At 60.2% G+C, this 25,804-nt stretch carries 24 protein-coding genes and 1 riboswitch; of the genes, 19 read left to right on the top strand and 5 right to left on the bottom strand.

All coding sequences use genetic code 11. The features are described from left to right. The first annotated feature begins 102 nt into the window (after positions 1-102). The 13 genes from cydP (at position 103) to ACYVB2_RS08420 (ending at position 12,787) form a co-directional block, all read left to right on the top strand. On the top strand, positions 103-318 hold the full coding sequence (gene cydP / locus ACYVB2_RS08480; protein ID WP_382431966.1) for a cytochrome oxidase putative small subunit CydP: 216 nt from the start codon (positions 103-105) through the stop codon (positions 316-318). Beyond that, complete coding sequence (locus ACYVB2_RS08475) at positions 318-1,883, top strand: cytochrome ubiquinol oxidase subunit I (protein ID WP_382431968.1); 1,566 nt, start codon at positions 318-320, stop codon at positions 1,881-1,883. Before cydP ends, ACYVB2_RS08475 begins: the two co-directional genes overlap by 1 nt. Before the next feature lie 17 nt (positions 1,884-1,900). Next, positions 1,901-3,043 carry a cytochrome d ubiquinol oxidase subunit II gene (gene cydB, locus ACYVB2_RS08470; RefSeq protein ID WP_382431969.1) on the top strand — a complete coding sequence of 381 codons (1,143 nt, stop codon included), beginning with the start codon at positions 1,901-1,903 and terminating at the stop codon, positions 3,041-3,043. 27 nt (positions 3,044-3,070) lie between these two features. Continuing rightward, entirely contained in the window at positions 3,071-3,199 is a 129-nt protein-coding gene (gene cydX / locus ACYVB2_RS08465) for a cytochrome bd-I oxidase subunit CydX (RefSeq protein ID WP_382431971.1), read from the top strand. After that, positions 3,196-3,471 carry a cyd operon YbgE family protein gene (locus ACYVB2_RS08460; protein ID WP_382431973.1) on the top strand — a complete coding sequence of 92 codons (276 nt, stop codon included), beginning with the start codon at positions 3,196-3,198 and terminating at the stop codon, positions 3,469-3,471. Before cydX ends, ACYVB2_RS08460 begins: the two co-directional genes overlap by 4 nt. A gap of 103 nt (positions 3,472-3,574) precedes the next feature. After that, on the top strand, positions 3,575-4,915 hold the full coding sequence (locus tag ACYVB2_RS08455) for an NAD(P)/FAD-dependent oxidoreductase (protein ID WP_382431975.1): 1,341 nt from the start codon (positions 3,575-3,577) through the stop codon (positions 4,913-4,915). Positions 4,916-4,939: 24 nt separating this feature from the next. Then, positions 4,940-5,275: a hypothetical protein gene (locus ACYVB2_RS08450; protein WP_382431977.1), complete on the top strand. Its 336-nt coding sequence runs from the start codon at positions 4,940-4,942 to the stop codon at positions 5,273-5,275. A 59-nt stretch (positions 5,276-5,334) separates the two neighbouring features. After that, entirely contained in the window at positions 5,335-5,691 is a 357-nt protein-coding gene (locus ACYVB2_RS08445) for a zinc ribbon domain-containing protein YjdM (RefSeq protein WP_382431979.1), read from the top strand. A gap of 108 nt (positions 5,692-5,799) precedes the next feature. Then, positions 5,800-6,801, top strand: coding sequence for an extracellular catalytic domain type 1 short-chain-length polyhydroxyalkanoate depolymerase (locus ACYVB2_RS08440; protein WP_382431981.1), 1,002 nt, complete (start codon positions 5,800-5,802; stop codon positions 6,799-6,801). A gap of 62 nt (positions 6,802-6,863) precedes the next feature. Then, complete coding sequence (locus tag ACYVB2_RS08435) at positions 6,864-7,331, top strand: PACE efflux transporter (RefSeq protein WP_382431983.1); 468 nt, start codon at positions 6,864-6,866, stop codon at positions 7,329-7,331. A 78-nt stretch (positions 7,332-7,409) separates the two neighbouring features. Continuing rightward, a complete protein-coding gene (locus ACYVB2_RS08430; protein WP_460536109.1) occupies positions 7,410-8,327 on the top strand; it encodes a hypothetical protein in 918 nt (305 codons plus the stop codon). Positions 8,328-8,408: 81 nt separating this feature from the next. Next, positions 8,409-8,510: riboswitch (S-adenosyl-L-homocysteine riboswitch) on the top strand. A gap of 27 nt (positions 8,511-8,537) precedes the next feature. After that, positions 8,538-11,276, top strand: a complete 2,739-nt coding sequence (gene metH, locus ACYVB2_RS08425) for a methionine synthase (protein ID WP_382431987.1) — start codon at positions 8,538-8,540, stop codon at positions 11,274-11,276. Between the two features lie 83 nt (positions 11,277-11,359). Further along, positions 11,360-12,787, top strand: coding sequence for an aminotransferase-like domain-containing protein (locus tag ACYVB2_RS08420; RefSeq protein ID WP_382431989.1), 1,428 nt, complete (start codon positions 11,360-11,362; stop codon positions 12,785-12,787). Here ACYVB2_RS08420 and ccoG read toward each other — a convergent pair. Continuing rightward, positions 12,784-14,229: a cytochrome c oxidase accessory protein CcoG gene (ccoG, locus tag ACYVB2_RS08415; RefSeq protein WP_382431991.1), complete on the bottom strand. Its 1,446-nt coding sequence runs from the start codon at positions 14,227-14,229 to the stop codon at positions 12,784-12,786. The genes ACYVB2_RS08420 and ccoG overlap by 4 nt on opposite strands. Positions 14,230-14,455: 226 nt before the next feature. Between ccoG and ACYVB2_RS08410 the strand changes: the two genes are divergently transcribed. Genes ACYVB2_RS08410 through ACYVB2_RS08400 form a run of 3 tightly spaced genes read left to right on the top strand, consistent with a single transcriptional unit; the run spans position 14,456 to position 18,940 of the window. Beyond that, positions 14,456-15,334, top strand: coding sequence for a phosphate/phosphite/phosphonate ABC transporter substrate-binding protein (locus ACYVB2_RS08410; RefSeq protein ID WP_460536103.1), 879 nt, complete (start codon positions 14,456-14,458; stop codon positions 15,332-15,334). After that, on the top strand, positions 15,331-17,925 hold the full coding sequence (locus ACYVB2_RS08405) for an ATP-binding protein (RefSeq protein ID WP_382431995.1): 2,595 nt from the start codon (positions 15,331-15,333) through the stop codon (positions 17,923-17,925). Before ACYVB2_RS08410 ends, ACYVB2_RS08405 begins: the two co-directional genes overlap by 4 nt. After that, on the top strand, positions 17,915-18,940 hold the full coding sequence (locus ACYVB2_RS08400; protein WP_382431997.1) for a response regulator: 1,026 nt from the start codon (positions 17,915-17,917) through the stop codon (positions 18,938-18,940). Before ACYVB2_RS08405 ends, ACYVB2_RS08400 begins: the two co-directional genes overlap by 11 nt. Here ACYVB2_RS08400 and ACYVB2_RS08395 read toward each other — a convergent pair. The 3 genes from ACYVB2_RS08395 to ACYVB2_RS08385 are packed head-to-tail and all read right to left on the bottom strand — an operon-like array spanning position 18,922 to position 21,765. Beyond that, on the bottom strand, positions 18,922-19,848 hold the full coding sequence (locus ACYVB2_RS08395; protein ID WP_382431999.1) for a YihY/virulence factor BrkB family protein: 927 nt from the start codon (positions 19,846-19,848) through the stop codon (positions 18,922-18,924). The genes ACYVB2_RS08400 and ACYVB2_RS08395 overlap by 19 nt on opposite strands. A 32-nt stretch (positions 19,849-19,880) precedes the next feature. After that, positions 19,881-20,891: a GNAT family N-acetyltransferase gene (locus tag ACYVB2_RS08390; protein WP_382432001.1), complete on the bottom strand. Its 1,011-nt coding sequence runs from the start codon at positions 20,889-20,891 to the stop codon at positions 19,881-19,883. 40 nt (positions 20,892-20,931) lie between these two features. Further along, complete coding sequence (locus ACYVB2_RS08385; protein WP_382432003.1) at positions 20,932-21,765, bottom strand: DNA-binding transcriptional regulator; 834 nt, start codon at positions 21,763-21,765, stop codon at positions 20,932-20,934. A gap of 207 nt (positions 21,766-21,972) precedes the next feature. On the opposite strand from ACYVB2_RS08385, the gene mhpD reads away from it, so the two are divergent. The 3 genes from mhpD to ACYVB2_RS08370 all read left to right on the top strand — a co-directional run bounded on the left by mhpD (position 21,973) and on the right by ACYVB2_RS08370 (position 24,708). Continuing rightward, a complete protein-coding gene (mhpD, locus tag ACYVB2_RS08380) occupies positions 21,973-22,761 on the top strand; it encodes a 2-keto-4-pentenoate hydratase (RefSeq protein ID WP_382432005.1) in 789 nt (262 codons plus the stop codon). A gap of 78 nt (positions 22,762-22,839) precedes the next feature. Beyond that, positions 22,840-23,814 carry a Bug family tripartite tricarboxylate transporter substrate binding protein gene (locus tag ACYVB2_RS08375; protein WP_382432007.1) on the top strand — a complete coding sequence of 325 codons (975 nt, stop codon included), beginning with the start codon at positions 22,840-22,842 and terminating at the stop codon, positions 23,812-23,814. 24 nt (positions 23,815-23,838) lie between these two features. Continuing rightward, positions 23,839-24,708 (top strand): alpha/beta fold hydrolase, encoded by an 870-nt coding sequence (locus ACYVB2_RS08370; protein WP_382432009.1) that lies wholly within the window; start codon positions 23,839-23,841, stop codon positions 24,706-24,708. Positions 24,709-24,787: 79 nt separating this feature from the next. Here the strand turns inward: ACYVB2_RS08370 and ACYVB2_RS08365 are convergent, their stop codons facing one another. Further along, a complete protein-coding gene (locus ACYVB2_RS08365; RefSeq protein ID WP_382432011.1) occupies positions 24,788-25,789 on the bottom strand; it encodes a Bug family tripartite tricarboxylate transporter substrate binding protein in 1,002 nt (333 codons plus the stop codon). Positions 25,790-25,804 lie beyond the last annotated feature (15 nt).

Genomic DNA, 25,804 nt, shown 5'->3' with positions numbered 1-25,804 from the left:
GTCTAGACCGCAGATTCTCCAGCCACACATAAATCTAACCCATTGAAATTAAAAGACTTTTTCTACTGATCCGAATGGCATGGGTTTTGCCTTATGCAATCCATGTCTGTTTCACCTTTGTCTTTGCAAGACCGTCGCCTGCTGCGCCAACTGGTGTGGGCAGTGGTGCTCAAGTTGATGGTGCTCACGCTGTTGTGGTGGTGCTTCATAGATGGGCAGAAGGTGGCCGTGGATGACGGCGGCATGGCCGCCCAGATATTGCAGCCGCCGCACGCCGCCCCAGCACAAGGCCATTTCCCTTCCAAGGAGTCAATCTGATGGTTTCCGAACAACTGGTGGACTTGTCGCGGCTGCAATTTGCGGCCACGGCGATGTACCACTTTCTTTTTGTGCCGCTCACTCTGGGCATGGTCTGGCTGCTGGTCATCATGGAAAGCGTCTACGTGATGACAGGCCAGATCGTCTGGAAAGACATGACCCGCTTTTGGGGCAAACTGTTTGGCATCAACTTTGCGTTGGGCGTGACCACTGGCATCACGCTGGAGTTTCAGTTTGGTACCAACTGGGCCTACTACTCGCACTATGTGGGCGACATCTTTGGTGCGCCACTGGCGATTGAGGGGTTGATGGCCTTCTTCCTCGAATCGACCATGATCGGTCTGTTCTTTTTTGGCTGGGATCGGCTCTCTAAACAGCAGCACCTGTTGGTCACGTTGCTGATGGCCGTGGGCACCAATTTGTCGGCACTGTGGATTTTGATTGCCAATGGCTGGATGCAAAACCCCGTGGGGGCCGAGTTTAGCTACCACACCATGCGCATGGAGATGGTGGATTTCTGGGCCATTGTCTTCAACCCCGATGCCCAAGCCAAGTTTGTCCATACCGTGTCTGCCGGGTATGTGACGGGGGCCATGTTTGTGCTGTCGGTGTCGAGTTGGTACCTGCTCAAGGGCCGCAATACCGAGTTTGCCAAGCGCAGTTTTCGGGTGGCCTCGGCATTTGGTTTGGCCTCGGTGCTGAGCGTGATCGTGCTGGGCGATGAGTCGGGCTATGTGGTGGGCGAGGCCCAACAGACCAAAATGGCGGCCATAGAAGCCATGTGGAAGACTGAACCCGCCCCCGCTGGTTTTAACGTCATAGCTTGGCCCAACGAAGAAAAACAAGCCAATGACTGGAGCATCCATATCCCTTGGGTCATGGGCATCATTGGCACCCGCTCGCTGGACAAAGAGATTGCGGGCATCCAAGAGATCAAAGCCAAGAACCGCGAGCGTATCTTGAGCGGCATCGAGGCCGTGGTGGCGTTAGAAGCCCTGCGCAAAAACCGCCAAGATGCGATTGCACTGGCAGTGTTTGAGCGCCACAAAGCCGATCTGGGTTTTGGCCTGCTGCTCAAAAAATATGTCACCGATGTGCGCCAAACCACGCCCGCAATGATTCAAAGCGCCGTGGACAGCACGGTGCCGCGTGTGGCCCCCATGTTCTGGGCCTTTCGCTTGATGGTGGGCCTCGGTTTTGCCATGCTGGTGCTGTTTGGCTTGGCGTTTTGGAGCACCCTGAAAACCAACGGCATGACGCAGCACCCTTGGCTGCTGAAGTGGGCCTTGTGGATGTTGCCTGCACCCTGGATTGCCTGTGAGGTGGGCTGGTTTGTAGCCGAGTATGGCCGCCAACCTTGGACGATTTACGGTGTGTTGCCCACGCACCTGAGTGTCTCCACCCTGAGTGTGGAGAGCCTGTATGGCTCGCTGGCCGGGTTCATTGGCTTCTATACCGTGCTGTTGGTGGTGGAGATGTACTTGATGGTCAAGTTTGCCCGCCAAGGGCCGGGCAGTCTGGGCACGGGCCGCTACGACCACGACGCACACCACCACCCCGCCTAAGCCCAGGAGTTGCTGCTATGTTCGATTACGAAACCCTCAAAATCATTTGGTGGCTGCTGGTGGGTGTGCTGCTGGTGGGCTTTGCCATCATGGACGGCCACGACATGGGCGTGGGCACCTTACTGCCTTTTGTAGCCCACAGCGACATTGAGCGCCGCATCGTCATTAACACCGTGGGGCCGCACTGGGACGGCAACCAAGTTTGGTTTATCACTGGGGGCGGCGCTATTTTTGCAGCCTGGCCGCTGGTCTATGCCACCGCTTTCAGTGGGTTTTACTGGGCCATGCTGGCAGTGTTGTGGGCCTTGTTCTTTCGGCCCGTAGGTTTTGACTACCGCAGCAAGATCCACCACCCGACTTGGCGCAGCATTTGGGACTGGGGCTTGTTCATTGGGGGCTTTGTGCCACCTGTAATTTTTGGCGTGGCCTTTGGCAACCTGCTGCAAGGCGTGCCATTCCATTTTGACGACAACTTGGTGTCTTACTACACCGGCTCGTTTTGGGAATTGCTCAACCCGTTTGGGCTGCTGGCAGGCGTGGTGAGTAGTGCCATGATAACTTTGCAAGGCGGCACCTATCTGGCCCACCGTACAGAAGGCACCATCCAAGCGCGCACGGTGCGCGCTACGGTGGCTGCCGCTGTGGTGATGGTGGCAGGCTTTGTAGCAGCGGGCCTGTGGCTGCAATGGGGCGGCATGGAGGGGTTTCAGATCACCTCGGTAGTCAACCCGGCAGCCCTGCCTGATCCCCTGACCAAAACTGTGGTGCGCAGTGCCGATGCGTGGTGGCTCAATTACCAGCGCGTGCCTGCCTTGTGGTTGCTGCCACTGTTGGGGGTGGCTGGTGCTTTGGCGGCGGCAGCTTTGGTGGCAGTCGGGCGCACACTGTGTGCGTTTGTGGCTTCGTCGCTGGCGGTGGTGGGAGTCATCGGCACAGCGGGGGCAGCGATGTTCCCGTTTGTCATGCCATCGTCCACCATGCCCAATGCCTCATTAACGGTGTGGGACAGTGTCTCCAGCCACCTGACGTTGGGCTTGATGCTCGGGGCCACCGTCATTTTCATGCCCCTCATCGTGCTCTATACCGGCTGGGCTTACCGGGTCATGCGTGGCAAGGTCACAGAAGCCTATATCCGTGACAACGACCACGCAGCGTATTAAAGCCACACCAACCAAGGAGAACCAACCATGTGGTACTTTGCCTGGATGCTGGGGGTCGGCTTTGCCGTGCTACTGGCGATTTTGAATGCGCTGTGGGGCGAGCATGAAGAAGGCCGTCTCCCTCCCGTGAGCCAACGTGGTGCCAACGCACCATGATCACGCCGACACCCACCCCCCAGATGCACTGGCCCTGTCTGACCATCGCCCTTTTCATTATGGTGGCTGGCAGTATCTATCCATTGCTGTTTGCCAATGCCCAGGGGCGGGCCGACCACGGCCTGGCGGTCGCCTTGTTCTGGGCCATGAGCGCCGGACTGGTGCGTGGCGTCGGGTTTATACCGAGCTGGTGGCTATGGCGCTGGCTATTTTCTGGGTGGGCGCTGATACTGGCATTAGGATTGGCTACTGCCGTGCGCGTGGGTGTCTAAAAGGCATCGGCAAGATAGCCAAAACGGCCTGCGCAGATAAAAAATGGGTGGCTTGGCGCAAGTCATGGTTGGTTCTTTGGCCACCTGATGAGGAGACAAAAGCATGCAACGCACCCCTGCCCCCTGTTTGGACGCCATGCCCTCGCGGCGCCGTTGGCTGGTGGGCTCCACCAGTGCCAGTGCTGCCTTGGCCTTTGGGTTGGGCCAGCCTGCCAACACACACGCACGGCAAAGCACCAAGGCACATATCGTGATTGCGGGCAGTGGTCTGGGAGGCTTGGCATTGGCCCACAGGCTGCTGAACTTGCTCGACGGTGCCCAAATCACCATCATTGATGCCAAAAAAGCCCACAACTACCAGCCCGGCTACACCTTGGTTGGCAGTGGCGTGTGGCCGGTCAGCAAGGTGATAGACAGCAATGCCGACTTCATGCCCACCGACGTGCGTTGGATCCAAGAAATGGTGGCCCAGTTTGACCCCACAGCCCAAACAGTGGTCACCAGCAGTGGGCAACGCATACGCTACGACTATCTGGTGGTGGCCGTAGGCACACACCAAGACTGGCAACAGATTGAAGGCATGGATGTGCGCGCCATTGGTCAGAATGGCCTGGCCAGCGTTTACCCCAGCCCCGAGGCAGCTGCAGCCACTTGGGCGGCCATGGATGCCTTTCGGCACAAGGGTGGGCAGGCGGTCATGACTTTGCCTGCTACGCCACTCAAGTGTGCCGGTGCCCCACTGAAAATGACCTTCATGGTGCGCGACCGATTGGCACAAGCAGGCACGCTGCCCCAATCACAAGTCACGTTCTACTCGGCCTTGGGCAACATTTTTGGTGTCAAGCCCGTCAATGACAACGTGCTCCAACGCTGGCAAGCCTTGGGGGTGCAGGTACAAACTACACACACCCTCAAGGCACTGGATATCGGCGCCCGCCGCGCCACCTTTGCACGCCCCGACAGCACGCTGGTGCAAGTGCCCTACGACTTTATCCATGTAGTGCCCCCCATGCGTGCGCCCGATTCCGTCAAAAACTCCGACTTGGCCTGGAAAGAAGGCCCGATGGCCGCAGGCGGCTGGCTCGAAGTGAACAAAGACACCTTGCAGCACCGGCGCTACCCCAATGTGTTTGGCTTGGGCGATATCAACGGCACCCCACGCGGCAAGACGGCGGCCACCGTGAAAAAAAGCGCCCCCATCGTGGCCCAACATCTGGTGGAAGTGATAGCAGGCAACACCCCCAGCCAGAAGTTTGATGGTTACACCTCCTGCCCCATGATCGTGCGCGAAGGCTCGGCCATGTTGATTGAGTTTGACTACGAGGGGCGGCTGGTGCCCTCCCTGCCCATGATCGAGCCCCTGCAAGAGAGCTACTTTGCCTGGCTGATGAAGGTGCGGATGCTCAAGCCCGCCTATCTGTCGGTGCTCAAGGGCCGCGTCTAAAACCCACACCACAGGAGACACACCATGTACGAAATCTGGCTGGTGATCAACATCGTGTACGAGCTGGCACTGAGCATCTGGCCAGTGGTGGCGCTGGCCCTGGCGGTTTGGCTGGTGCTGCTGGTGTGGGCCCGTCAGCATATCGGCTGGCAACAGGGGCCACGGGCAGTGGGCGTAGGTGCGGTGGTGGCGCTGCTGCTGTTTCTGACAGTGCCTACGCTCACACAATCGTCCCTGTCCAATCTGGATTACTGGGTAGACTGGGCCAACTTGTTGGCTGTGGCTCTGGGCTTGGGCACAGTGGCTGCTGTGTTTTCTTGGCCCCTGCTGGCACTGCTTAGGCCTCACCACCGCCGCTGAGTGGCAGGCCCGCTTGTGCCACACTGGCGGGCCTCTGATCACTACACCCGTGCGTATACATGCCCCACACCTTGCCCCCCTGCCCCCAATGCGGCTTAGACAACACCTATCCCGATGGCGACCACTGTGTCTGCCCCGACTGCGGTTTTGAGTGGCCTGCCAACCCCATCCCCACCGATGCCGATGAAGCCAGCAACGATGGCGTGGTGCGCGATGCCAACGGCAACCCATTGGCCGATGGCGATGCCGTTATTCTGATCAAAGATTTGAAGGTCAAAGGGGCAGGTGCCACCCTCAAAAAGGGCACCAAGATCAAAGGTATCCGCTTGGTGGATGGGGCCGATGGGCACAACGTCGATTGCAAAACCGACCTTGGCAGTCTGTTGCTCAAATCCGAGTTCCTCAAAAAAGCCTGAACCTTTCTGCGCCCATCGTCTCCTGCATGGGGACAGGGCATGTCCGTGCCCACCCTTTGCTGGTCCTGTGTTTCTGAGAATTTACGGCGGGGCTTGCCCCGAATGTCCATGAACTGGATGGACCCCTTCTCGCTGCTGTTGTCTGAATCTGCCAAGCTGGTGCGCAGCAATTTGGTGGCAGACAGCCTGCTGACCAAACCACCAGCCCCTCTGGCACCGGGGCAGTTTGGGCGCGTTGCTTTGCGCTGGCAGGGTGTGGCACACGACTACTGGCTGTTCGTGCCCCCCGCCGCCGCTGCCCACCACCCACTGCCGCTGGTACTGATGCTGCACGGCTGCCACCAAAGCCCCGAAGATTTTGCCTTGGGCACCGCCATGAATGCCGCCGCAGCCCAAGCGGGCGTGTTGGTGCTCTACCCCGCCCAGTCGCCTTGGGCCAACCCCCAAGGCTGCTGGAACTGGTTTGACCCCCAACACCAGCGCCGAGGTACGGGTGAATTGGCGCTGTTGGTGGCTCTGGTGGACGATGTAGCCGCCCACCAGCAGCCCGTGGACAGGCGGCGCATCTATGTGGCGGGGCTGTCGGCGGGTGGTGCCATGGCGGCGCTGTTGGGCAGCGAATACCCAGACCTCTTTGCTGCCGTGGGCGTGCACTCCGGTTTGCAGGCCAGAGCTGCCCGCAACATAGAAGATGCCTTGCGGGCCATGAGCCACGGCCCGCAAACCGATCCAGCCCTCCTAGACGAAGGGCCGCACTTGCCCGTGATCGTCTTTCATGGCGACTCGGACGATACCGTGCATGTGCGCAATGGCGAATACCTGGTGGATGCCGTGTTGGCCGATGCCATGCGCCGGGGCGTACCACTGCAACGGTGCGCCTGCACCGGACAATCGGCAGGCGGGCAGTCTTACACCCGTACCGTGTATTGGGAAGGCCACCACGACCAGATGCCCGACCGGGTGCTGGTGGAGCACTGGCAACTGCATGGTGCGGGTCATGCGTGGGCTGGTGGCAGCCCCGAAGGCAGCTATACCGACCCGCTGGGGGTCAACGCCTCGCAAGAAATGCTGCGCTTTTTTCTGCAACACCCACGGCTGCCACCCTGCTAAGGCCACGGCAGGCCACAGGCCTTGCTCCTGCACGGATACGCCAGCCTTGGTACATTGCCACCATGCATCCCCCCGCCCTGATTCCCGGCCTGTACGGCCTGCGCCGCCGCGTCGTTTATGTCACGTTGTATGAACTGATTGCCATTGTGGCGGCCACCATCGGGCTGATGTGGCTGTCAGATCAGGGGGCCGGCCATTCGGGCGTGGTAGCGGTGCTGGCCTCGGCCATTGCCGTGCTCTGGAACCTGCTGTTCAACACCCTGTTTGAACGCTGGGAGGCTCGCCAAACAGTGCGCGGGCGCAGCCTGCGCCGACGCATGGCCCATGCCATTGGTTTTGAGGGTGGGCTGGCACTGATTTTGATACCCGTGTTTGCCTGGTGGTTCAACGTCAGCCTCTGGCAGGCCTTGGTGATGGACTTCTGGATGGTGGTGTTCTTCTTGGTTTACACCTTCTGCTTCAACTGGGTGTTTGACCGCATTTTTGGGCTACCAGCATCGGCCTGTGCTGGGCCCATGCCGCAAGCCTGACGGCTTGCCAAGCCGTACCCACTGCACTACATTGAGAGCGACACTGAACCCATTCTGGGTGTGCGGGGGTGCTCTTTCATGCAACGCAAACTTCTCCCCTTGTTGTGCTGGGTCTGCCAAGCCATAGCGCAAGACGCAGAGCCACGGGTGGTGTTGCCCCTGCCCGCCTCGCAGGCACTGGTACACCAGCCGGGTTACCAAAGCGATTGCAAATTGAGCGGCAACTTGTGGATGCGTTCTGCTCCATGGGCAGGGCGGGGGCATCTGGTCTTGCAGGGGGCGCTGCATGAGTACCACGGTATGCCCATCTACACCATCCGCCACCAAGACAAAGACGGTGTGGGCTTGGTTGTCCAATACCAGCTCAAAGAGGATCGGGTTCGTTTCGACCGCATCTATGGTGTACGATTTTCGAGCGATGGGCATTTTCTGGATGTTCGTGCCATCCAGTTCGAGTCTGGTGACGATATAGGCACAGAAAACATCGTTTGGCGCAGCGATGAGGTGCGCCTCTTGAGCAGCAAAGAGCGAGAAAATCTGCTGGAGATGATCAAGTTTTTGAGCCTAGGCCAAGTAGATGTTCTGACCGAGCGCAATGCTTGGCTGCATGTGTACCACCATGCAGGCGAGAGCCAATTCAAGGCCGAGACCTCCTGCAAATTGTCTAACCCAGACAAGAAAACCGAGCAAGATCCAGAGCAGGTGACTGGCCGGTTTTCGCTGCGGTCTGAAAGCGTAGGGTTGGTGCGTCTCCAAGGGCGCACCGCTGTGCTTACCCGGCTTCAATCGGTGTGCAATGTGCGCAACGGCGACCTGCTCCAAGAAACACGGGGCTGGATTGCCCGTGATTTGGTCTCTGGTCATCTAGTGGCTGGGTCTGTCGAGGTAGAGGACAGCAGTGGCAACCACTATGGCAGCAAATCCTTGGGCAAATTCCAGGTGCGTGGCCGCTGCACCATCAGTAGTCCCCCCAGCAATGGCACCACTGCACCCTGAGTGGTCTGTTGAATCACCAAGAATTTCTGCGTGGGGCCATGCCACCAGCGCAAAGCAAAAGCCACCCCGCTAAAATCGCCCGCGCCCAAGGAGCGTTGCAACGGCCAGCCACTCGGCGCCGTCAGGCTTGGGCACGCTGCTACTTACTGCCCACACCCTCTCCGGCAACCACGCTCGCCTGTTCCGGGTTCCATTGCACAGGTGCGACGTATGTCCGAATTGACCATCCCCCCCATGAAACTGTCTGGCCTGGAGCCTGTCTCTATCGGCCAAGGCACCTTGTTTGTCAACGTTGGTGAGCGCACCAACGTCACGGGCTCCAAAGCCTTTGCCCGCCTGATTTTGAACGGCCAGTTTGAACAAGCCTTGGCCGTGGCCCGCCAGCAGGTAGAAAACGGCGCACAAATCATCGATGTGAACATGGACGAGGCCATGCTCGACAGCAAAGCTGCGATGGTGCGCTTTTTGAATCTGATGGCCTCCGAGCCCGACATTGCCCGCCTGCCGGTGATGGTCGATAGCTCCAAATGGGAGGTGATTGAGGCCGGTCTGCGCTGCCTGCAAGGCAAAGGCATTGTCAACTCCATCAGCATGAAAGAGGGCGTAGAACCGTTCAAACAGCAAGCCAAGCTGGTGCGCCGCTATGGTGCCGCTGCGGTGGTGATGGCCTTTGACGAACAAGGCCAAGCCGACACCTTTGCCCGCAAGATTGAAATCTGTGAGCGTGCCTACCGCATCTTGGTGGATGAGGTGGGCTTTCCGCCCGAAGACATCATTTTTGACCCGAACATCTTTGCCGTCGCTACCGGCATCGAAGAGCACAACAACTACGCCGTGGACTTTATCGAGGCCACACGCTGGATCAAGCAGCACCTGCCCGGTGCCAAGGTCTCTGGCGGCGTCAGCAACGTCAGTTTTAGCTTCCGGGGCAATGACCCGGTGCGCGAGGCCATCCATACTGTGTTTTTGTACCACGCCATCCAAGCGGGCATGGACATGGGCATCGTCAATGCGGGCATGATTGGGGTCTATGACGACCTCGACCCTGAGCTGCGCCAGCGCGTAGAAGACGTGGTGCTCAACCGCCGCCCCGATGCGGGCGAGCGTTTGGTCGAGATTGCCGAAAACGCCAAGGGCGCTGCCCGTGACGACAGCAAAAAGCTAGAGTGGCGCGGCACGCCCGAAGCCCCTAAAACCGTGGGCGAGCGCCTGAGCCACGCCCTGGTGCATGGCATTACCGACTTCATCACCCAAGACACCGAAGAGGCCTACCGCGAAGTTCTGGCCCAAGGGGGCCGCCCACTGCATGTGATTGAAGGCCCACTGATGGATGGCATGAGCGTGGTGGGCGACCTGTTCGGCCAAGGAAAAATGTTCTTGCCACAGGTGGTCAAATCGGCGCGGGTCATGAAGCAAGCCGTAGCGCACCTGATTCCCTATATTGAAGAAGAAAAACGCCAAGACGAGCTGGCCGGGCGCGATGTGCGCACCAAAGGCAAAATCATCATGGCGACTGTGAAAGGCGATGTCCACGATATTGGCAAAAACATCGTCACCGTGGTTTTGCAGTGCAACAACTTTGAAGTGGTGAACATGGGCGTGATGGTGCCCTGCCACGAGATTTTGGCGCGGGCCAAAGCCGAAGGGGCCGACATCATTGGCCTGTCAGGTTTGATTACGCCCAGCCTGGAAGAAATGCAGTACGTGGCCGCCGAGATGCAAAAAGACGAGCATTTCCGCGTGAAAAAAATCCCGCTGCTGATTGGTGGCGCGACCACCAGCCGCGTGCATACCGCCGTCAAAATTGCCCCGCACTACGAAGGCCCAGTGGTGTATGTGCCCGATGCCTCGCGCAGCGTGGGCGTAGCGCAAAACCTGTTGGGTGATGGCGTGACGCAATTTGTGCAAGAGCTGCACACCGACTACGACAAGGTGCGCCAGCAGCACGCCAACAAAAAGCAAACCCCACTCTGGCCGTTGGCGAAAGCCCGGGCCAACGCGACTCCAGTCGATTGGAGCCACTACCAGCCCACCGTGCCGCGTGCCTTGGGCCGCCGGGTGTTTAAAAACTTTGATGTGGCCGAGCTGCTGCCGTTTATTGACTGGACACCGTTCTTCCAAACCTGGGACTTGGCTGGCCCGTACCCGGCCATTTTGCAAGATGAGGTGGTGGGCGAGCAGGCGCGCAAAGTGTTTGCCGATGCGCAAGCCATGTTGAAAAAAATCGTTGAAGGCCGCTGGCTACAAGCCAACGCCGTGCTGGGCTTGTACCCCGCCAACCGCGTCGGTGACGACATCGAGTTCTACACCGACGACACGCGCCGCCAAGTGGCCCTGACGTGGTACGGCCTGCGCCAGCAAGCCGAAAAACATACTGTGGATGGCGTGACGCGCCCCAGCCGCTGCTTGGCCGATTTTGTGGCCCCCAAAGACAGTGGCATTGCCGACTATGCAGGCTTGTTTGCCGTCACAGCCGGGCTAGGAGTCGAGAAAAAAGAGCAAGAATTTTTGGCCGCCCACGATGACTATTCGGCCATCCTGCTCAAGAGCTTGGCAGACCGGCTGGCCGAAGCCTTGGCCGAATGCCTGCACCAGCGTGTGCGCCAAGACCTGTGGGGCTACGCCCAAGGCGAGCAACTGAGCAATGAAGCCTTGATTGCCGAGCAATACCGGGGCATTCGCCCCGCCCCCGGCTACCCGGCCTGCCCCGACCATAGTGCCAAAACCGATATGTTCGCCCTGCTGCAATGCGGCGACATCGATATGGGCCTGACCGAAAGCCTGGCCATGAACCCCGCCGCCAGTGTGAGCGGCTTCTATATCGGCCACCCAGACAGCGTGTATTTCAGCATGGGCAAAATTGGCGAAGACCAGTTGCAAGACATGGCCCAGCGCCGGGGCATGGACATTGAGGTGCTGCGCCGCCTGTTGGCCCCCAATTTGGGCTGATGGCCCGGTAAAGGGCGCTTGGTCTGAGGCCACAAAGCACAGGCATCGTGCAGCGCCGCACCCCCAACCAGGCCACGGCTCCAATGAAACGCTACGAAGCCCTCGCAGCTGATATTGCCAGCTCTATCCATAGCGGTTTGCTGCGCCCTGGCGACCGGCTGCCCTCCGTGCGGCATACCTGCGCCAGCCGGGGCGTCAGTGCCTCCACGGTGTTTCAGGCGTACTACCTGCTAGAAGCGCGTGGCTTGGTGCAAGCGCGCGAGCGATCGGGCTACTTTGTTAACCCCAGCCTGCGCCGCGCCCCCCCGGAGCCAGAACTGCCCTCACAGCCCAGTGATGCCGCCATTGCCGTGGATGTGAGCGAGCGGGTGTTTGAGGTGCTGCAATCGAGCATGGCCCGGCAAGTGGTACCGCTGGGTTCGGCCTTTCCCAGCCCACTGCTGTACCCGCTGCAACGGCTGGGCCAGTGCCTTGCGGCTGGTGCGCGCACCCTCGACCCTTGGAGCACCGTGGACGACCTGACCCCCGGCCATGCGGGCCTGCGCCGCCAGATTGCACTGCGCTATTTGGCCGCTGGTGTGGCCGTGCCCGCCGACGATATTGTGATTACCAATGGCGCACTTGAGGCGCTCAACCTGTGCCTATCTGCCGTCACCCGCCCTGGGGATGCCGTGGTGGTGGAGTCCCCCACCTTTTACGCGGCCCTGCAAGCATTGGAGCGCCAAGGGCTGCAAGCCATAGAGGTGCCCACCCACCCGCGCGAGGGCATAGACTTGGGTGCGCTGGAGGCGGCCATCGTGCGCCACCGCCCCCAAGCTTGTTGGCTGATGACCAATTTTCAGAACCCGCTGGGCAGTTTGGTGCCTACGGCCAAAAAACGGGCCTTGGTAGAACTCATCACCCGCTACCAATTGCCGCTGATTGAAGACGATGTGTATGCCGAGCTGTACTTTGGCGACCAGCGTCCGCTGCCGGCCAAGGCATTTGATACCGCAGGGCTGGTGCTGCATTGCTCTTCGTTCTCCAAATGCTTGGCACCGGGCTACCGCATTGGCTGGGCAGCACCGGGGCGCTTTGCCCGCGCTGTGGCACGACAAAAGCTGACCACCACGCTCAGTGCCTCGGTGCCGGTACAAATGGCGCTGGCGCTGTATCTGGAGCAGGGCGGTTTTGACAAGCATTTGCGCAAACTGCGCCAGACGCTGGCGGCACAGCAAGCCCTGTTTGCCGAGGCCGTGGGACATTACTTTCCCGCAGGCACCAAAGCCACTCGGCCCGAAGGGGGCTACTTTTTGTGGGTCGAGCTGCCCGAGGGCTGCAATGCGCTGCGCTTGCACCAACAGGCGCTGGCCCAGCACATCAGCATGGCACCGGGGCCGATTTTTTCGGCTTCGCACGCATTTAGCCATTGCTTGCGCCTGAACTACGGCCACGCCTGGAACGCCCGCACCGAGCAAGCCTTGGCCGCGCTGGGCCAACTGGCTGCCAGCGCAGGGCCGGCATGGCCCTAACGCGGAAACAAGAAAGTGGTGCCTTCACGCAGCGCCAGCCCCGGCTGCCCCTGCGCCACAAAGTCCAAGGCCACCGCATGTGGGCCAGTCGGCAAGGCATCATGGGGCGCGCGCAGGCGCAGCACCACCCAGCGGGCGCTGGCGGCGGGCACATCCACCTCGGCCTCAGAGGCCACTTGCAAACCTGCAATGCCACTGGCCGTGACACGGTAGCGTTGGTGCTGTTCGGTGGCATTGGCCATCTGCAAACGGTACACGTTTTCTACCAGCCCTTGCCCCACCTGCCGTGCCAACACGCCCCGGTCGCGGATCACATCCACTCTCAAGGGGGTGCGCACGGCCAAACTGACCACCATCGCCACCGTCAGTGCCACCAGTGCCATGCTGTAGAGCAACACACGCGGGCGCAACACCCGCCGCCACATCTGGGGCGCGCCCCAACCTTGGGCCAAGGCATTGGCCGTGGTGTAGCGGATCAGGCCGCGCGGATACTGCATTTTGTCCATCACCGAGTTGCACGCGTCCACACACAAGCCGCAACCAATGCACTCGTACTGCAAGCCCTTGCGAATATCGATACCCACCGGGCACACTTGCACGCACAGGGTGCAGTCGATGCAATCGCCCAACCCCTGCGCTTTGGCCTGCACGGCTTTGCTGCGTGGCCCACGGGTTTCGCCACGGGCGCTGTCGTAAGTCACAATCAGGGTGTCGGGGTCAAACATCACGCTTTGAAAGCGTGCATAGGGGCACATGTATTTGCAGATTTGTTCGCGCAAAAATCCTGCATTGCCATAGGTAGCCAGCGCATAAAACAGCACCCAGAACAGCTGCCAAAAGCCTTGCAGCGCCAGCACCTCTAGCGCCAGCGTACGAATGGGCACAAAGTAGCCCACAAAGGTAAAGCCTGTCCACAATGCCAGCAGCAGCCATAGCAGGTGTTTGAGCGATTTTTTCCAGAGCTTCTCTGCTGTCCAAGACGAGGCGTCCAAGCGCAAGCGTGCGCTGCGGTCGCCCTCTACATGGTGCTCAATCCACAGAAACATTTCGGTATAAACGGTCTGCGGGCAGGCAAAGCCACACCATAGGCGCCCAGCCACTGCCGTGAATAAAAACAAGGACAGCGCCGAAACAATCAGCAGTGCCGTCAGGTAAATAAAGTCCTGCGGGTACAACAGCCAGCCAAACAGGTAAAAGTGCCGCTGCTCCAAATCAAACAGCAGCATCTGCCGCCCATTCCACTGCAACCACGGCACCACATAAAAGAACAATTGCGTCAGCCACACCAGCGCCCAGCGCCAACGGGCCAACACGCCCCGAATGGCCCGGGGCTGAATTTTGATCTGCGCCTCGTAAAACGAAGCCGATGCAGGCTCTGGTGTGATGGGAATGACTTTGCGCGGCACAGGCGCGCGCGGTGGCAGCGGAGAAGGGTCTGACATATAGGCCTTGCAACAATGGCCGGTGGGCACATACGGCCCCTGCGGCATCAAGGCTTCAACTATGGAATGGCAGGCCCATAGATAACAGCAGCAGATGCGGCTATCTGGGGCGTATCAGATGCGGGCCCATGCGTGCAGTAGACAGGCTTATCATGGGCCATCAGACGGTAGGCACTTAGAACGGGAGGCCAGCATGGTGACAAAAGGGTGGGCAGCAGCTTGGTGCATGGCACTGGTCGCCTGCGGGCCCAAGCCCGACACAGCACACACCAGCCCCCAATACAGCACCCAGGCACCCCATACCGTGCGGCAGTATGTGTTTGCCATCCACCCACTGCACAACCCCGCACGGCTGTTTGCGGTGTATGGGCCTCTGATTGACCACCTCAACCTGCATTTGCCCGATACACCACTGCGGCTGGAGGCATCGCGCAATTACGAAGAGTTTGAGAAAAAGCTCTACAACCGCCAGCTCGACTTTGCCCTGCCCAACCCCTACCAAACCCTCAACGCCTTGCAGCATGGCTACCGAGTCATTGCCAAAATGGGGGACGACCAATTGTTTACCGGGCTGATTCTGGTGCGCCGCGACAGCGGCATCCACCAAGTGACAGACCTGCGGGGCAAGAAGATCGCCTATCCAGCCCCCACCGCTTTGGCGGCCACCATGATGCCGCAGTACTATCTGCAAACCCACGGCCTGGACGTGCAACGCGAATTGGACAACCTCTATGTCGGTTCGCAAGAGTCCTCCATCCTCAACGTCTATTACGGGCAAACCGCCGCCGGGGCGACTTGGCCCTTGCCTTGGCGTGAGTTTCAGAAAGAGCAGCCCGACAAAGCCGCGGCACTGGAAGTCAAATGGGAGACAGAACCGCTGATCAACAACGGGGTGGTGGTGCGCGACGACATCCCCCCCGAGCTGGCAGAAAAAGTCACGGTGCTGCTGGAAACCTTGCACACCACCCCCGAAGGCGAAGCCCTGCTCAAACGCCTAGAACTGTCGCACTTTGAACGGGCCGACAACCAGCGTTACCAAGTGATTGAAGAGTTTTTGCGCCTCTTTGTCCAAAAGGTACGCCCCTTGCCCAAGGAGCAATCATGAGTACCACCGGATGGCGGCTGCTGGCCGGTGGTGCCTTCAAGCGGCAAATTGTGCTGGTGTTTGTGCTGGGCTTTCTGTGCCTGTTTAGCGCGCTGGTGGCCTATCTGGTGCGAACACAAAGCCAGAACCTGTACGAAGAAAACCACAATGCCGCCCGTGGGTTGGCGCACTCGCTGGCGGTCAGCTCACGCTCTTGGGTGCTGGCCAATGACCTGGTGGGGCTGGAAGAGGTGATTGTCTCGTTTGCCAACTATCCACACCTGCACTATGCCATGGTGCTCTCGCCCACTGGACGGGTGCTGGCCCATACCGACCCCACCAAGATCGGGCTGTTTGTCCATGATGCCACCAGCGAGGTGCTGCTGCGCCCCCCCACCGGACTGCACCAGATTTTGGTGGACGATCCAGAAACCATCGATGTGGCCGTACCGATTCCTTTGGGCGAGCGCCATGTCGGTTGGGCACGGGTGGCACTGGGGCGCAAGAGCATTCAGGCCGATTTGCACACCGTGGGAATGCGCAGCGCCACCTTTATTGGGCTGGCTACCGCCTTGGCCTTGTTGGCTTCCGTCTTGATTGCCAACCGCTTGTCCCGGCGCATTGCCGCACTGGTGCGGGTGGCCGACAGTGTGCGGGCTGGCGACACCAGCGTGCGAGCCGACATGGCCGGCACTACCGACGAGGTGGCCCTGCTGGCCGCCAGCTTTAACCGCATGCTAGACGCCCTAGAACAGAACCAACAGGCCTTGCGCACCGCATCACGCTACAGCCGCAGCCTGATCGAAGCCCACCTCGACCCGCTGCTCGTGGTGGGGCGCGATGGCAAGATCAGCGACCTCAACCGGGCCACCGAAACCGTCACGGGCCGCAGCCGTCAGGCACTGATTGGCACCGACTTTGCCGACCACTGCACGGCCCCAGAGCAGGCCCATGAACTGTTTGTGCAGGCACTGGCCAGTGAGCAAGTGACAGACCGGGCCTTGTCCATACGGCATGTAGACGGCCACATCACCAACGTGCTCTACAACGCAGGAATTTTTCGCAGCGCCTCGGGCGAGGTGTTGGGGGTGCTGGCCGCTGCCCGCGACGTGACAGAGCGCCAGCGCCTAGACGAAGAAATGCGCCGCTACAAAGATCGCCTAGAAGCCGAAGTGCAGCAGCGCACCGCCGATTTGGTGCTGGCGCGCAATGCCGCCGAAGCCGCCAACCAAGCCAAGAGCGCCTTTCTGGCCAACATGAGCCACGAACTGCGCACACCGCTCAATGCCGTGCTGGGTTTTTCCAACATGATGCGCAAAGACCCGCTGCTGCCCGAGCGCCAACGCCAAAACCTCGACATCATCAACCGCAGCGGCGAGCACCTGCTCACACTCATCAACGATGTGCTGGACATGGCCAAAATTGAGGCGGGACGGGTGCAGTTGCAGCAGTTGCCCTTTGATTTGGGCGCGCTGGTGCGCGATGTCACCGACATGATGCAAATACGGGCGCAAGAGAAGGGGTTGCAACTCCTGATTGATCAAGACTCGGAGTTTCCGCGCTACATTGTTGGCGATGAGGCACGCCTGCGCCAAGTGCTCATCAACCTGCTGGGCAACGCCGTCAAGTTCACCGACCAAGGGGGGGTATCGATACGCTTGGGCACCAGACAAAACCAGCAATCGCACCTGGTGATCGAGGTAGAAGACTCCGGCCCCGGTATTGCCCCCGAAGACCAAGAGCGCATCTTCCAGCCCTTCACCCAAATTGGCGAGCAGGGCATCAACAAGGGCACGGGGCTGGGCCTGACCATCACGCGCCAGTTTGTGCAACTGATGCAAGGCCAAATCACCCTGCACAGCACACCCGGCATAGGCTCGGTATTTCGCATAGAGCTGCCTTTGCAACCCGCCGCTGAGGCCGACATGCGCCATCCCGATGCCATACAGCATGGTGATGTGCTGGGGCTGGCACCCGGCCAGCAGCACTGGCGCATTCTGATCGTAGAAGACCAACGCGACAACCAAGTGCTGTTGTCGCAACTGCTGGGATCTATGGGCTTTGAATGGCGCATTTCCGAAAACGGTGCCAAGGGCGTGCAGATGTTTCAGGAGTGGCACCCCGACTTCATTTGGATGGATCACCGCATGCCAGTGATGGATGGCGTAGAGGCCACACGGCGCATTCGCCAATTGCCGGGAGGCAAAGAGGTGAAGATCGTCGCCGTCACCGCATCGGCCTTGCAAGAGCAAAAGGCCGAACTGCTGGCAGTGGGCATGGACGACTTTGTGCGCAAGCCATACCGCTCCAGCGAGATTTTTGACTGCATGGCCAAACACTTGGGGGTGCGCTATATCTACGAGGGCTTGCCAGAGGCAGATGACAGCCCCGCTATGGCCCTGAGTGCCGAAATGTTTGCCAACGTGCCCGATGCGGTGTGCCAACAGTTGCAGCAGGCACTCGAGAGCTTGGAGAATGAACGCATCGATGCTGCACTGCAAGCCGTGACTGCACAGGATGCAACGCTGGGCAAGGTGCTGCGCCGTCTGGTGGGCAACTTTGATTACCCGGCCATCCTCAACACCCTAGAAGCCCGCTCTCATGTCCCATAAAGGAAAAATTCTGGCCGTCGATGACACCCCGGCCTCCTTGAAGCTGCTGTCCGATCTGCTGCGCAACGAGGGCTACGATGTGCGCTCGGCCATCAACGGCGAGTTGGCGCTGCGCTCTGCCACCCTCAGCCCACCCGAACTGGTACTGCTAGACATTCGCATGCCCGAGATGGATGGCTTTGAGGTCTGCCGCTGCCTCAAGGCCCACCCCAGTACGACACAGGTGCCGGTGATTTTTGTCAGTGCCCTGACCGACACCGACGAAAAGCTACACGGCTTTGAACTGGGTGCAGTGGACTTTGTGACCAAACCCTTCCAGCGCGAAGAGCTGCTGGCGCGGGTGCGGGTGCATCTGGAAGTAGACCGGCTGCGCAACCACTTGGAAGAAGCGGTGCAGGAGCGCACCCGCAAACTGCAAGAGAGCCAAGAATATCAGCGCAAAACGCTGGTGGACTTCATTACCACCCTCGGGGCTACGGTGGAACTGCGCGACCCTTACACGGCCGGCCACCAGCGCCGGGTGGCTGATTTAGCTGGCGCCATTGCACGGGGTTTGGAATGGCCGCAAGAGCAAATTGAGGGGCTGTATTTAGCCAGTGTGGTGCACGACTTTGGCAAGATCCGGGTTCCTACTGAAATCCTGTGCAAACCCGGCAGGCTCAAGGAATTGGAGTTCCGGCTGGTGCAAGAGCACTCCAAAACCGGTTACGACATTTTGCAATCCATCGTCTTTCCGTGGCCGATTGCACAAACGGTGTACCAACACCACGAACGGCTAGACGGCTCGGGCTACCCACAAGGCCTGCACGGCCCCGACATCTTGCCCGAGGCCAAAGTGCTGGCAGTGGCCGATGTGGTCGAGGCCATGATGTCGCACCGCCCGTACCGCGCCAGTCTGGGGCCAGAGGCGGCCTTGCAGGAGATTGAAGCGCACCGGGGCGTGTTGTACGAGCCTGCGGTGGTGGATGTGTGCGTGCGGCTCTTTCGCGAGCAAGGCTACCTGCTGCCAGGCTGAGCGGCCAAGGCTTGCTCTTCCAGCGCCCTGGCGCAGGCAGCCGCCAACAGCAGCACTGCCGAAGAAAAGTAAATCCACACCAGCAGAGCCACCAGCGAACCGGCAGCACCATAGGCCGATACCACAGCCGCCCCAGACAGATAGCTAGACAAGCCGTGGCGCCCCACGGTGAACAACCCTGCACCCAACAACGCCCCCCAGGTCAGAAAACGCAGGCGGGGCTTGGGGCTGGCGCTCAGACGCATCAGCCCCAAAAACAAGGCTGTGGCAAACAAAAACGACACCCCCTCGCTCAAGGCCAGCAGCAACAGACGGTACGGAAAATGCGTCCCCAGCCATGCCGTAGCCACCGCCAATGCCGCCGACAACACCAAGGACAACAGCAACAAAAAGCCCATCACCAGCAGATAGGCCAGCCCCCGCAGGCGCAAGGTGGCCGTTTCACGCCAGCCCAAGCGCGAGGGTGTGGTAGCCACCGTCTGCCACACCCGACCAAAGGCCGCTTGCAACTCGGCAAACACCCCGGTAGCCCCCCAAAGCAGCAACAGCAAGGCCACCCCCGAGGCCAGCAAACCCTCGGATGGTGCTTGGGCGCTGGCCAGCGCCTGTTGCACCACCTCGGCAGTGCGCTCGCCCGTGAAGGCACGGATCTGTGCCAGCAGGTTGTGCTCTACCAACGCCCTGTCCAACCACCAGCCCAAAGTGGCTACCACCACCACCAGCAAGGGTGCCAAACTCAACATGCCATAAAACGACATGGCTGCACTCATGCGCAAGCCATCCGCCTCCAGCCACAGCAACACGGCCCGCACCGGCCATCCATGCCCAGACGCAGGCGCAGGCGCAGGAGGCTCTGCGGACTGCAGGACAGGAGGCGGCGAGGCTTGGGGCAAAGGTGGTTCAGACATGGGCAGCAATGTAGCCTGCCCTTGGGGCAACTTCAGGGCGTGTTGGCACCGTGGGCACTGGCATGTTCTGCGCTGGCACTGGGACGCACCATACAAAAATTCTGCAATTGCACCCCTTGGCGCTCCACAGTTTGCGAGCGCACCACGCCAAAGCCCATGCGCTCAAAAAAAGGCCGTGCTGTGGTACTGACATCGGCAGTCAGGGTAGAGGCACCACGCCCCACTGCCCATGCGATGGCGTGCTCACAGAGCAACCGGGCCACGCCCTGCCCCTGGCACTCTGGATGGACAAACAGCAGATCGATATGGCCCGCATCGGTGATGCGGGTAAAGCCGAGGATGGCATCCAACCGCTCAGCCACAAAAACCCCACCGCTGCCCGACAGACGGGCAGCCCATGCAGCACTCTGTGGAGGCTCTGGAGCCCAAACCGCCAGTTGGGCTGGCGAGTAATCGCGGCAGGCCACCTCCCATACCGACCGCTGAAACACCGCCACCACGGCGGCTAAATCAGCCGCCGCGTAATGCCGAATGTGCAAAGCCCCACTGGTTGGTATAGAGGCCATGTGGCGCAGCAACCGAAAATGAACCAAGGCCACCCGGTTGTGTTGCGGGTCTTGCCGCTCTTCTATCGCATAGGGCACAAACCCCAGTTGGGGGTACATCAACAGCCCGGCCATGTTCTGGTGAAAACACGACACCGTGACTTCTGTAGCTTGGTGCTTGGCAAAAGCCAAACTGCACATCTGTGCCATCAAATACCGCCCCACACCACGGCCCCGCACCGAGGGGCAGACCATCACATTGCCAATGGCACAGCGGCCCTTGCGCTCCCAACGGTAAAAGTTGGCAAATGCAACCACTCGCCCTGCGTACTCAACCACAGTGGCATCCGACCGTTGCGCCATCGCCGCCAGCAACTGCGCGGGGGTCAATGGAAACGATGCCTTTGGGAAGCAAAAAAACAACTCTTGTGCCGTTTGTGGAAAACAACAAATCGTTGGAATATCTTGCCCGTTCACAGGGCGGTGGGTGAGTAACATCGTTCAAACGCCCCTTTTGACGCCAACGCCCCTTTGGGAACTAACCTTCTAACCAAAAGCGGCTGCCCTTGCCAATCTCTTGGGCCAGCCGCAGCAAAGCTGGGACATAACGCTCTTGCAGGTCGTGCGCAGGCACAGCGGCTTTGGGAAACACCAGATTGAGCACTGCCAGCAGGCGTTGTTCACAATGTACCGGCACCGCCACCGCGGCGAAGTCGGCCTCACGTATCCACTCGCCAGCGTTGTAAGCATAGCCCCGCTGGCGGGTTTCTTGCACCATTTGCTCGATAGATGGAAGGTCGCGGGCGCGCTCACCAATCCAGTCTTGGCGCTGTGCCAGCAGTGCCAACAGGCTCTGTCGTTCGGCCTCGGGGCAGGCGGCCAGATAAGCCCGCCCCAACGCCGTGACCAGCAGCGGCATCTTTTCGCCAATCATGGCCCGGTGCTGCGACAGCATGCTCCAGCGGTGCGTGCTTTCGCGCACCACCATAAAACCCGACTCTACCGTGCCCAAATCGCAGGGCCAAAGCAGCTCACGCACCGAGGCCCGCATCAATGGGGCAGCCACATGGTCAATCCAGGGGTCGTCTTCAAAGCCTTCACTCAGGCGGCGCACTTCAAAGGTCAGGTAATACTGGCCCTCACGCTCGCCGTGGCGCACAAACCCCTCGCGGCGCAGCGTCTCTAGCAGGCGCTTCACGGTGGTGCGGTGCATACCGCAGGCCCGCGCCAGTTCGGTGGTGGTGGCGCGGCCACCGGGGGCACGGTTGAGTGCCTTGAGCACCTCCAGCCCCCGCGCCAAGCTGCGCACATCTTTGTAGGGCACCGCAGGGGGGGCCACGGGATGCACGGCGGGGATGGACAGAGACGGCAAGGGCAATGTTTCCGAGAGCAGGTGAGGGTTTACCCCCAACCAGAGGTGCACCAGATGCACTCAGTTTACAGCCTGCCCGGGCCTCAAGACAATGGGTTAAATACCCCGTGCCATGCCTTGCCATCTCCTGCCACTTGGCCGGTCATGGGTGGTGGCCTGCTATTCGTGCAACGTGCATGATGGCGCTCTTTCAACCCAAGGAACCCCATGAGCACTCCCGAACAATTGCAAATCAACGCTTGGGCCGAACGCCTGCGCCACGCCGAGGCCACCGGCACCCCCATAGCGCCACTGCGCGACGAAATCCCCAATGGTGAAACTGCCTATGCTGTGCAACTGGCCAATGTGCGCCATGCGGTGGAACAGGGTCGGCGCATTGTGGGCCGCAAAATTGGCCTGACCTCCAAAGCCGTGCAAAAGCAGCTGGGCGTAGACCAGCCCGACTTTGGCACCCTGCTGTCGGACATGGTGTATGGCGACGACGAAGAGATCCCCACCAGCCGCACCCTGCAACCCAAGGTCGAGGCCGAGGTGGCACTGGTGTTGGAGCGCGATCTGGACTTGGACGATGCCACGCTGATTGACGTCATCAACGCCACCGCCTATGTGTTGCCCGCCATCGAGATCGTAGGCAGCCGTATTGCCAACTGGAACATTCAGTTCATCGACACCGTGGCCGACAACGCCTCCAGCGGTCTGGTGGTGCTGGGCGGCGTGCCCACCAAGCTCAATGGTCTCGATCTGAAAATGGTTGAAATGACCATGACCCGTGGCGGTGAGCAGGTCTCTAGCGGCAACGGTGCCGCTTGCTTGGGCCATCCACTCAACGCGGCCGTCTGGTTGGCCCGTCGTCTGGCCTCTTTGGGCCAGCCGCTGCGTGCGGGTGACTTGGTGCTGACCGGTGCCTTAGGGCCAATGGCTCCGGTGCAACTGGGCGACCGTTTTGAGGCGCACATCAGCGGTGTGGGCACCGTGCGGGCGCATTTCGGCCACTAAACCTCTTTGCTGTTTCTCCACCGATCCGGCTGCCCCAGGGTGCCGGGTCTCTTTTTTATCCTTTAGGAAACCTCCACCATGCTGCTTCGCCGCACTGTCATTGCCGCCCTGTCTGCCACCGCCCTTGCCGGTGTGGCCCATGCCCAGACGCCAGCCTTTCCCAGTCGCTCCGTGACCATGGTCGTGCCCTTTCCTGCTGGTGGCATCACCGACCAGATTGCCCGTGCCCTGGCCCAAAAAATGGGTGAAACCTTGGGCCAATCGGTGATTGTGGACAACAAACCCGGTGGCGGTGGTCAGATTGCAGCCATGCAAGTCAAGCAAGCGGCGGCCGATGGCCACACTGTGTTTGTGGCTGCCACCGAAATGTTTGCCATCAACCAGAACCTGTTTCGCAAGTTCTCTTACGACCCCCTCAAAGATTTCACCCCCATCACCTCACTGATTGCCTCGCCACTGGTGTTGGTGGTGCCCAGCACCAGCCCAATCAACAATGTGAACGACTTGGTGCAACAGTCCAAAAGCACCAAGGGTGGCCTGAATTTTGCCTCGCAAGGCATCGGCTCCATCGGCCACCTGCTGGGGGAGTTGTTCCGTGGCCAAACTGGCGGCAGCTACAACCATGTGGCCTATAAAGGCTCGGCGCCAGCCCTGCAAGACGTGATGGCTGGTCAAGTCGACATGATGTTTGACCCTGTGATCACCACCGCCCCACTGATTGCGGGCAAGAAACTCAAGCCGCTGGCCATTGCTGCCACCAAACGCTCGCCACAATTGCCCGAAGTGCCCACATTGGCCGAATTGGGCATCAAGGGCGTGGATGCGGGTGTTTGGTTTGGTGCGGTAGCCAAGGCAGGCACACCTGCCCCAGTGGTCGATAAACTCAACACGGCCTTTGTGACGGCCATGAAAGACCCCGCCATTCTGAAACGTTTTGCCGACCAAGGCATGCAGCCCTTCCCATCGACTCCGGCCCAGTTTGGCAGCTTCATGCAGTCTGAAGTCAACCGTTGGGCACCATTGATCAAGGCCAGCGGCGCCAGCGTGGATTAAACCGCTATCTCCAAGGAAGCTACTGTGTCAGACACCACCCCCGCCCTGAGCGAAGCTGCTACCAGCCGATTTGTCCGTATCCAAGACGGCGACCTGAACCTGCAACTGCACTACAACGACATCGGCTCTGGAGCCGAGACCGTGGTAATGCTGCATGGCTCTGGCCCCGGTGCCAGCGGCTGGGCCAACTTCCACCGCAACATTGAGCCGTTGGTGAACGCTGGTTACCGCGTGATTCTGCTGGACTGCCCCGGCTGGAGCAAAAGCGACCCCATCATCAACACTGGCTCGCGCTCCGACCTCAATGCCCGTGCGCTCAAGGGCACGCTGGATGCGCTGGGTATAGACAAAGCGCACATCATCGGCAACTCGATGGGCGCACACAGCACCGTGGCTTTTGCCTTGGCCAACCCCGAGCGCGTGGGCAAGCTGGTCTTGATGGGCGGCGGCACGGGCGGGCCCAGCCAGTTTGTGCCCATGCCCACCGAGGGCATCAAACTGATTGGGGCGCTCTACCGCGACCCGAGCATCGACAACCTGAAACGCATGATGAATGTGTTTGTGTTTGACGCCAGCAGCCTGACCGAAGAGCTGTACCAAGCACGCTTGGCAAACATGCTCAACCGCCGCGATCACCTAGAAAACTTTGTCAAGAGCCTAGAAGCCAATCCTAAGCAGTTCCCAGACTATGGACACCGCTTGGGCGAAGTGAAGGCCGAGACGCTGGTGATTTGGGGCCGCGACGACCGCTTCGTGCCGCTGGATGTGGGTCTGCGTTTGGTGTGGGGCTTGCCCAACGCCGAGCTGCACATCTTCAACCGCTGCGGCCATTGGGCGCAGTGGGAACATGCCGACAAGTTCAACCGTATGGTGCTGGACTTTTTGCAGCACTGAGGCCATCGCCGCCCAGACAGAAAAAAACCGGGCCGTCAGGCCCGGTTTTTTCTTCTCCCCTGCATCCAACCATCGTCCATCAATCCACGATGATTTTTTGCTCCTTGATGAGCTTCGCCAGCAAGGCTCCTTCCTTACTCAGCAGGCTCTTGAATTCCACCGTGTCCAGCGGCACTGGCTCGGCCCCCAGGTCGGCATAGCGCGTCTTGGTGCCCGGCAAGGCCAAGGCTTTGGCAAGCTCTTTGTTCATGCGGGCAATCACTTCAGGCGGCGTGCCTTTGGGTGCCCACAAACCAAACCAAATGTCCAAGTCAGCCTCCTTGAAGCCCTGCTCACCCACGGTGGGCACTTCTGGGAAGAATGGCGAACGCTTGGCGCTCACCACCCCTAGCAGCTTGACCTTGCCCGTACGGATGTGCGGAAAGGCAATCCCCGGATCGCAGACAAAATCGGCTTGGCCCGCCATCACATCCTGCAAGGCTGGGGCAGCCCCCCGGTAGGGGATATGGGCCATCTGAGTGCCAGTAGCCAGCTTGAACAGTTCACAGGCCAAATGGGGCGGCGTGCCTGGGCCTGCCGAAGCAAATGAGAGCTTGCCCGGTTGCGCCTTGGCCAGTGCCACCAATTCACGCGCATCCTTCACGTCCAGTTGTGGCTTGCTGACCAAATACATTTGCGTTTTGCCCACGCCGCCCACTGGGGCCAGATCACGCGCAGGCAAGATGTTGGACTTGAACAGCGAGGGATTGGCGGTTTCTACCGAGGTAGGGGCGATCAGAAAGGTGTAGCCATCGGGGGCTGCACGAATCACTTCCGAGGCGGCAATATTGCCGCTGGCGCCGGGCTTGTTGTCAATCACGACCGACTGGCCGAGGGATTCACCCATCGCCTGCGAGACGATGCGGGCCATCACATCGGTGCTGCCGCCGGGAGCAAAACCCACCACCACGCGGATGGGCTTGGCACTGGGCCAGGCCGTGCCGTTTTGTTGCGCCTGCGCGCTGCCCAAGGCCGTGACGGCACAGAGGGCCAAAGCCGCTTGTGCCACCGTGCGGCGAGCAAGAGAGAAAGGGGAAGTCATCTGGTGTGGTCTCCG

Source organism: Giesbergeria giesbergeri (genome assembly GCF_054779375.1).
The sequence above is the reverse complement of the archived record's forward strand: the minus strand, read 5'-3'. Positions and strand labels throughout refer to the sequence as shown.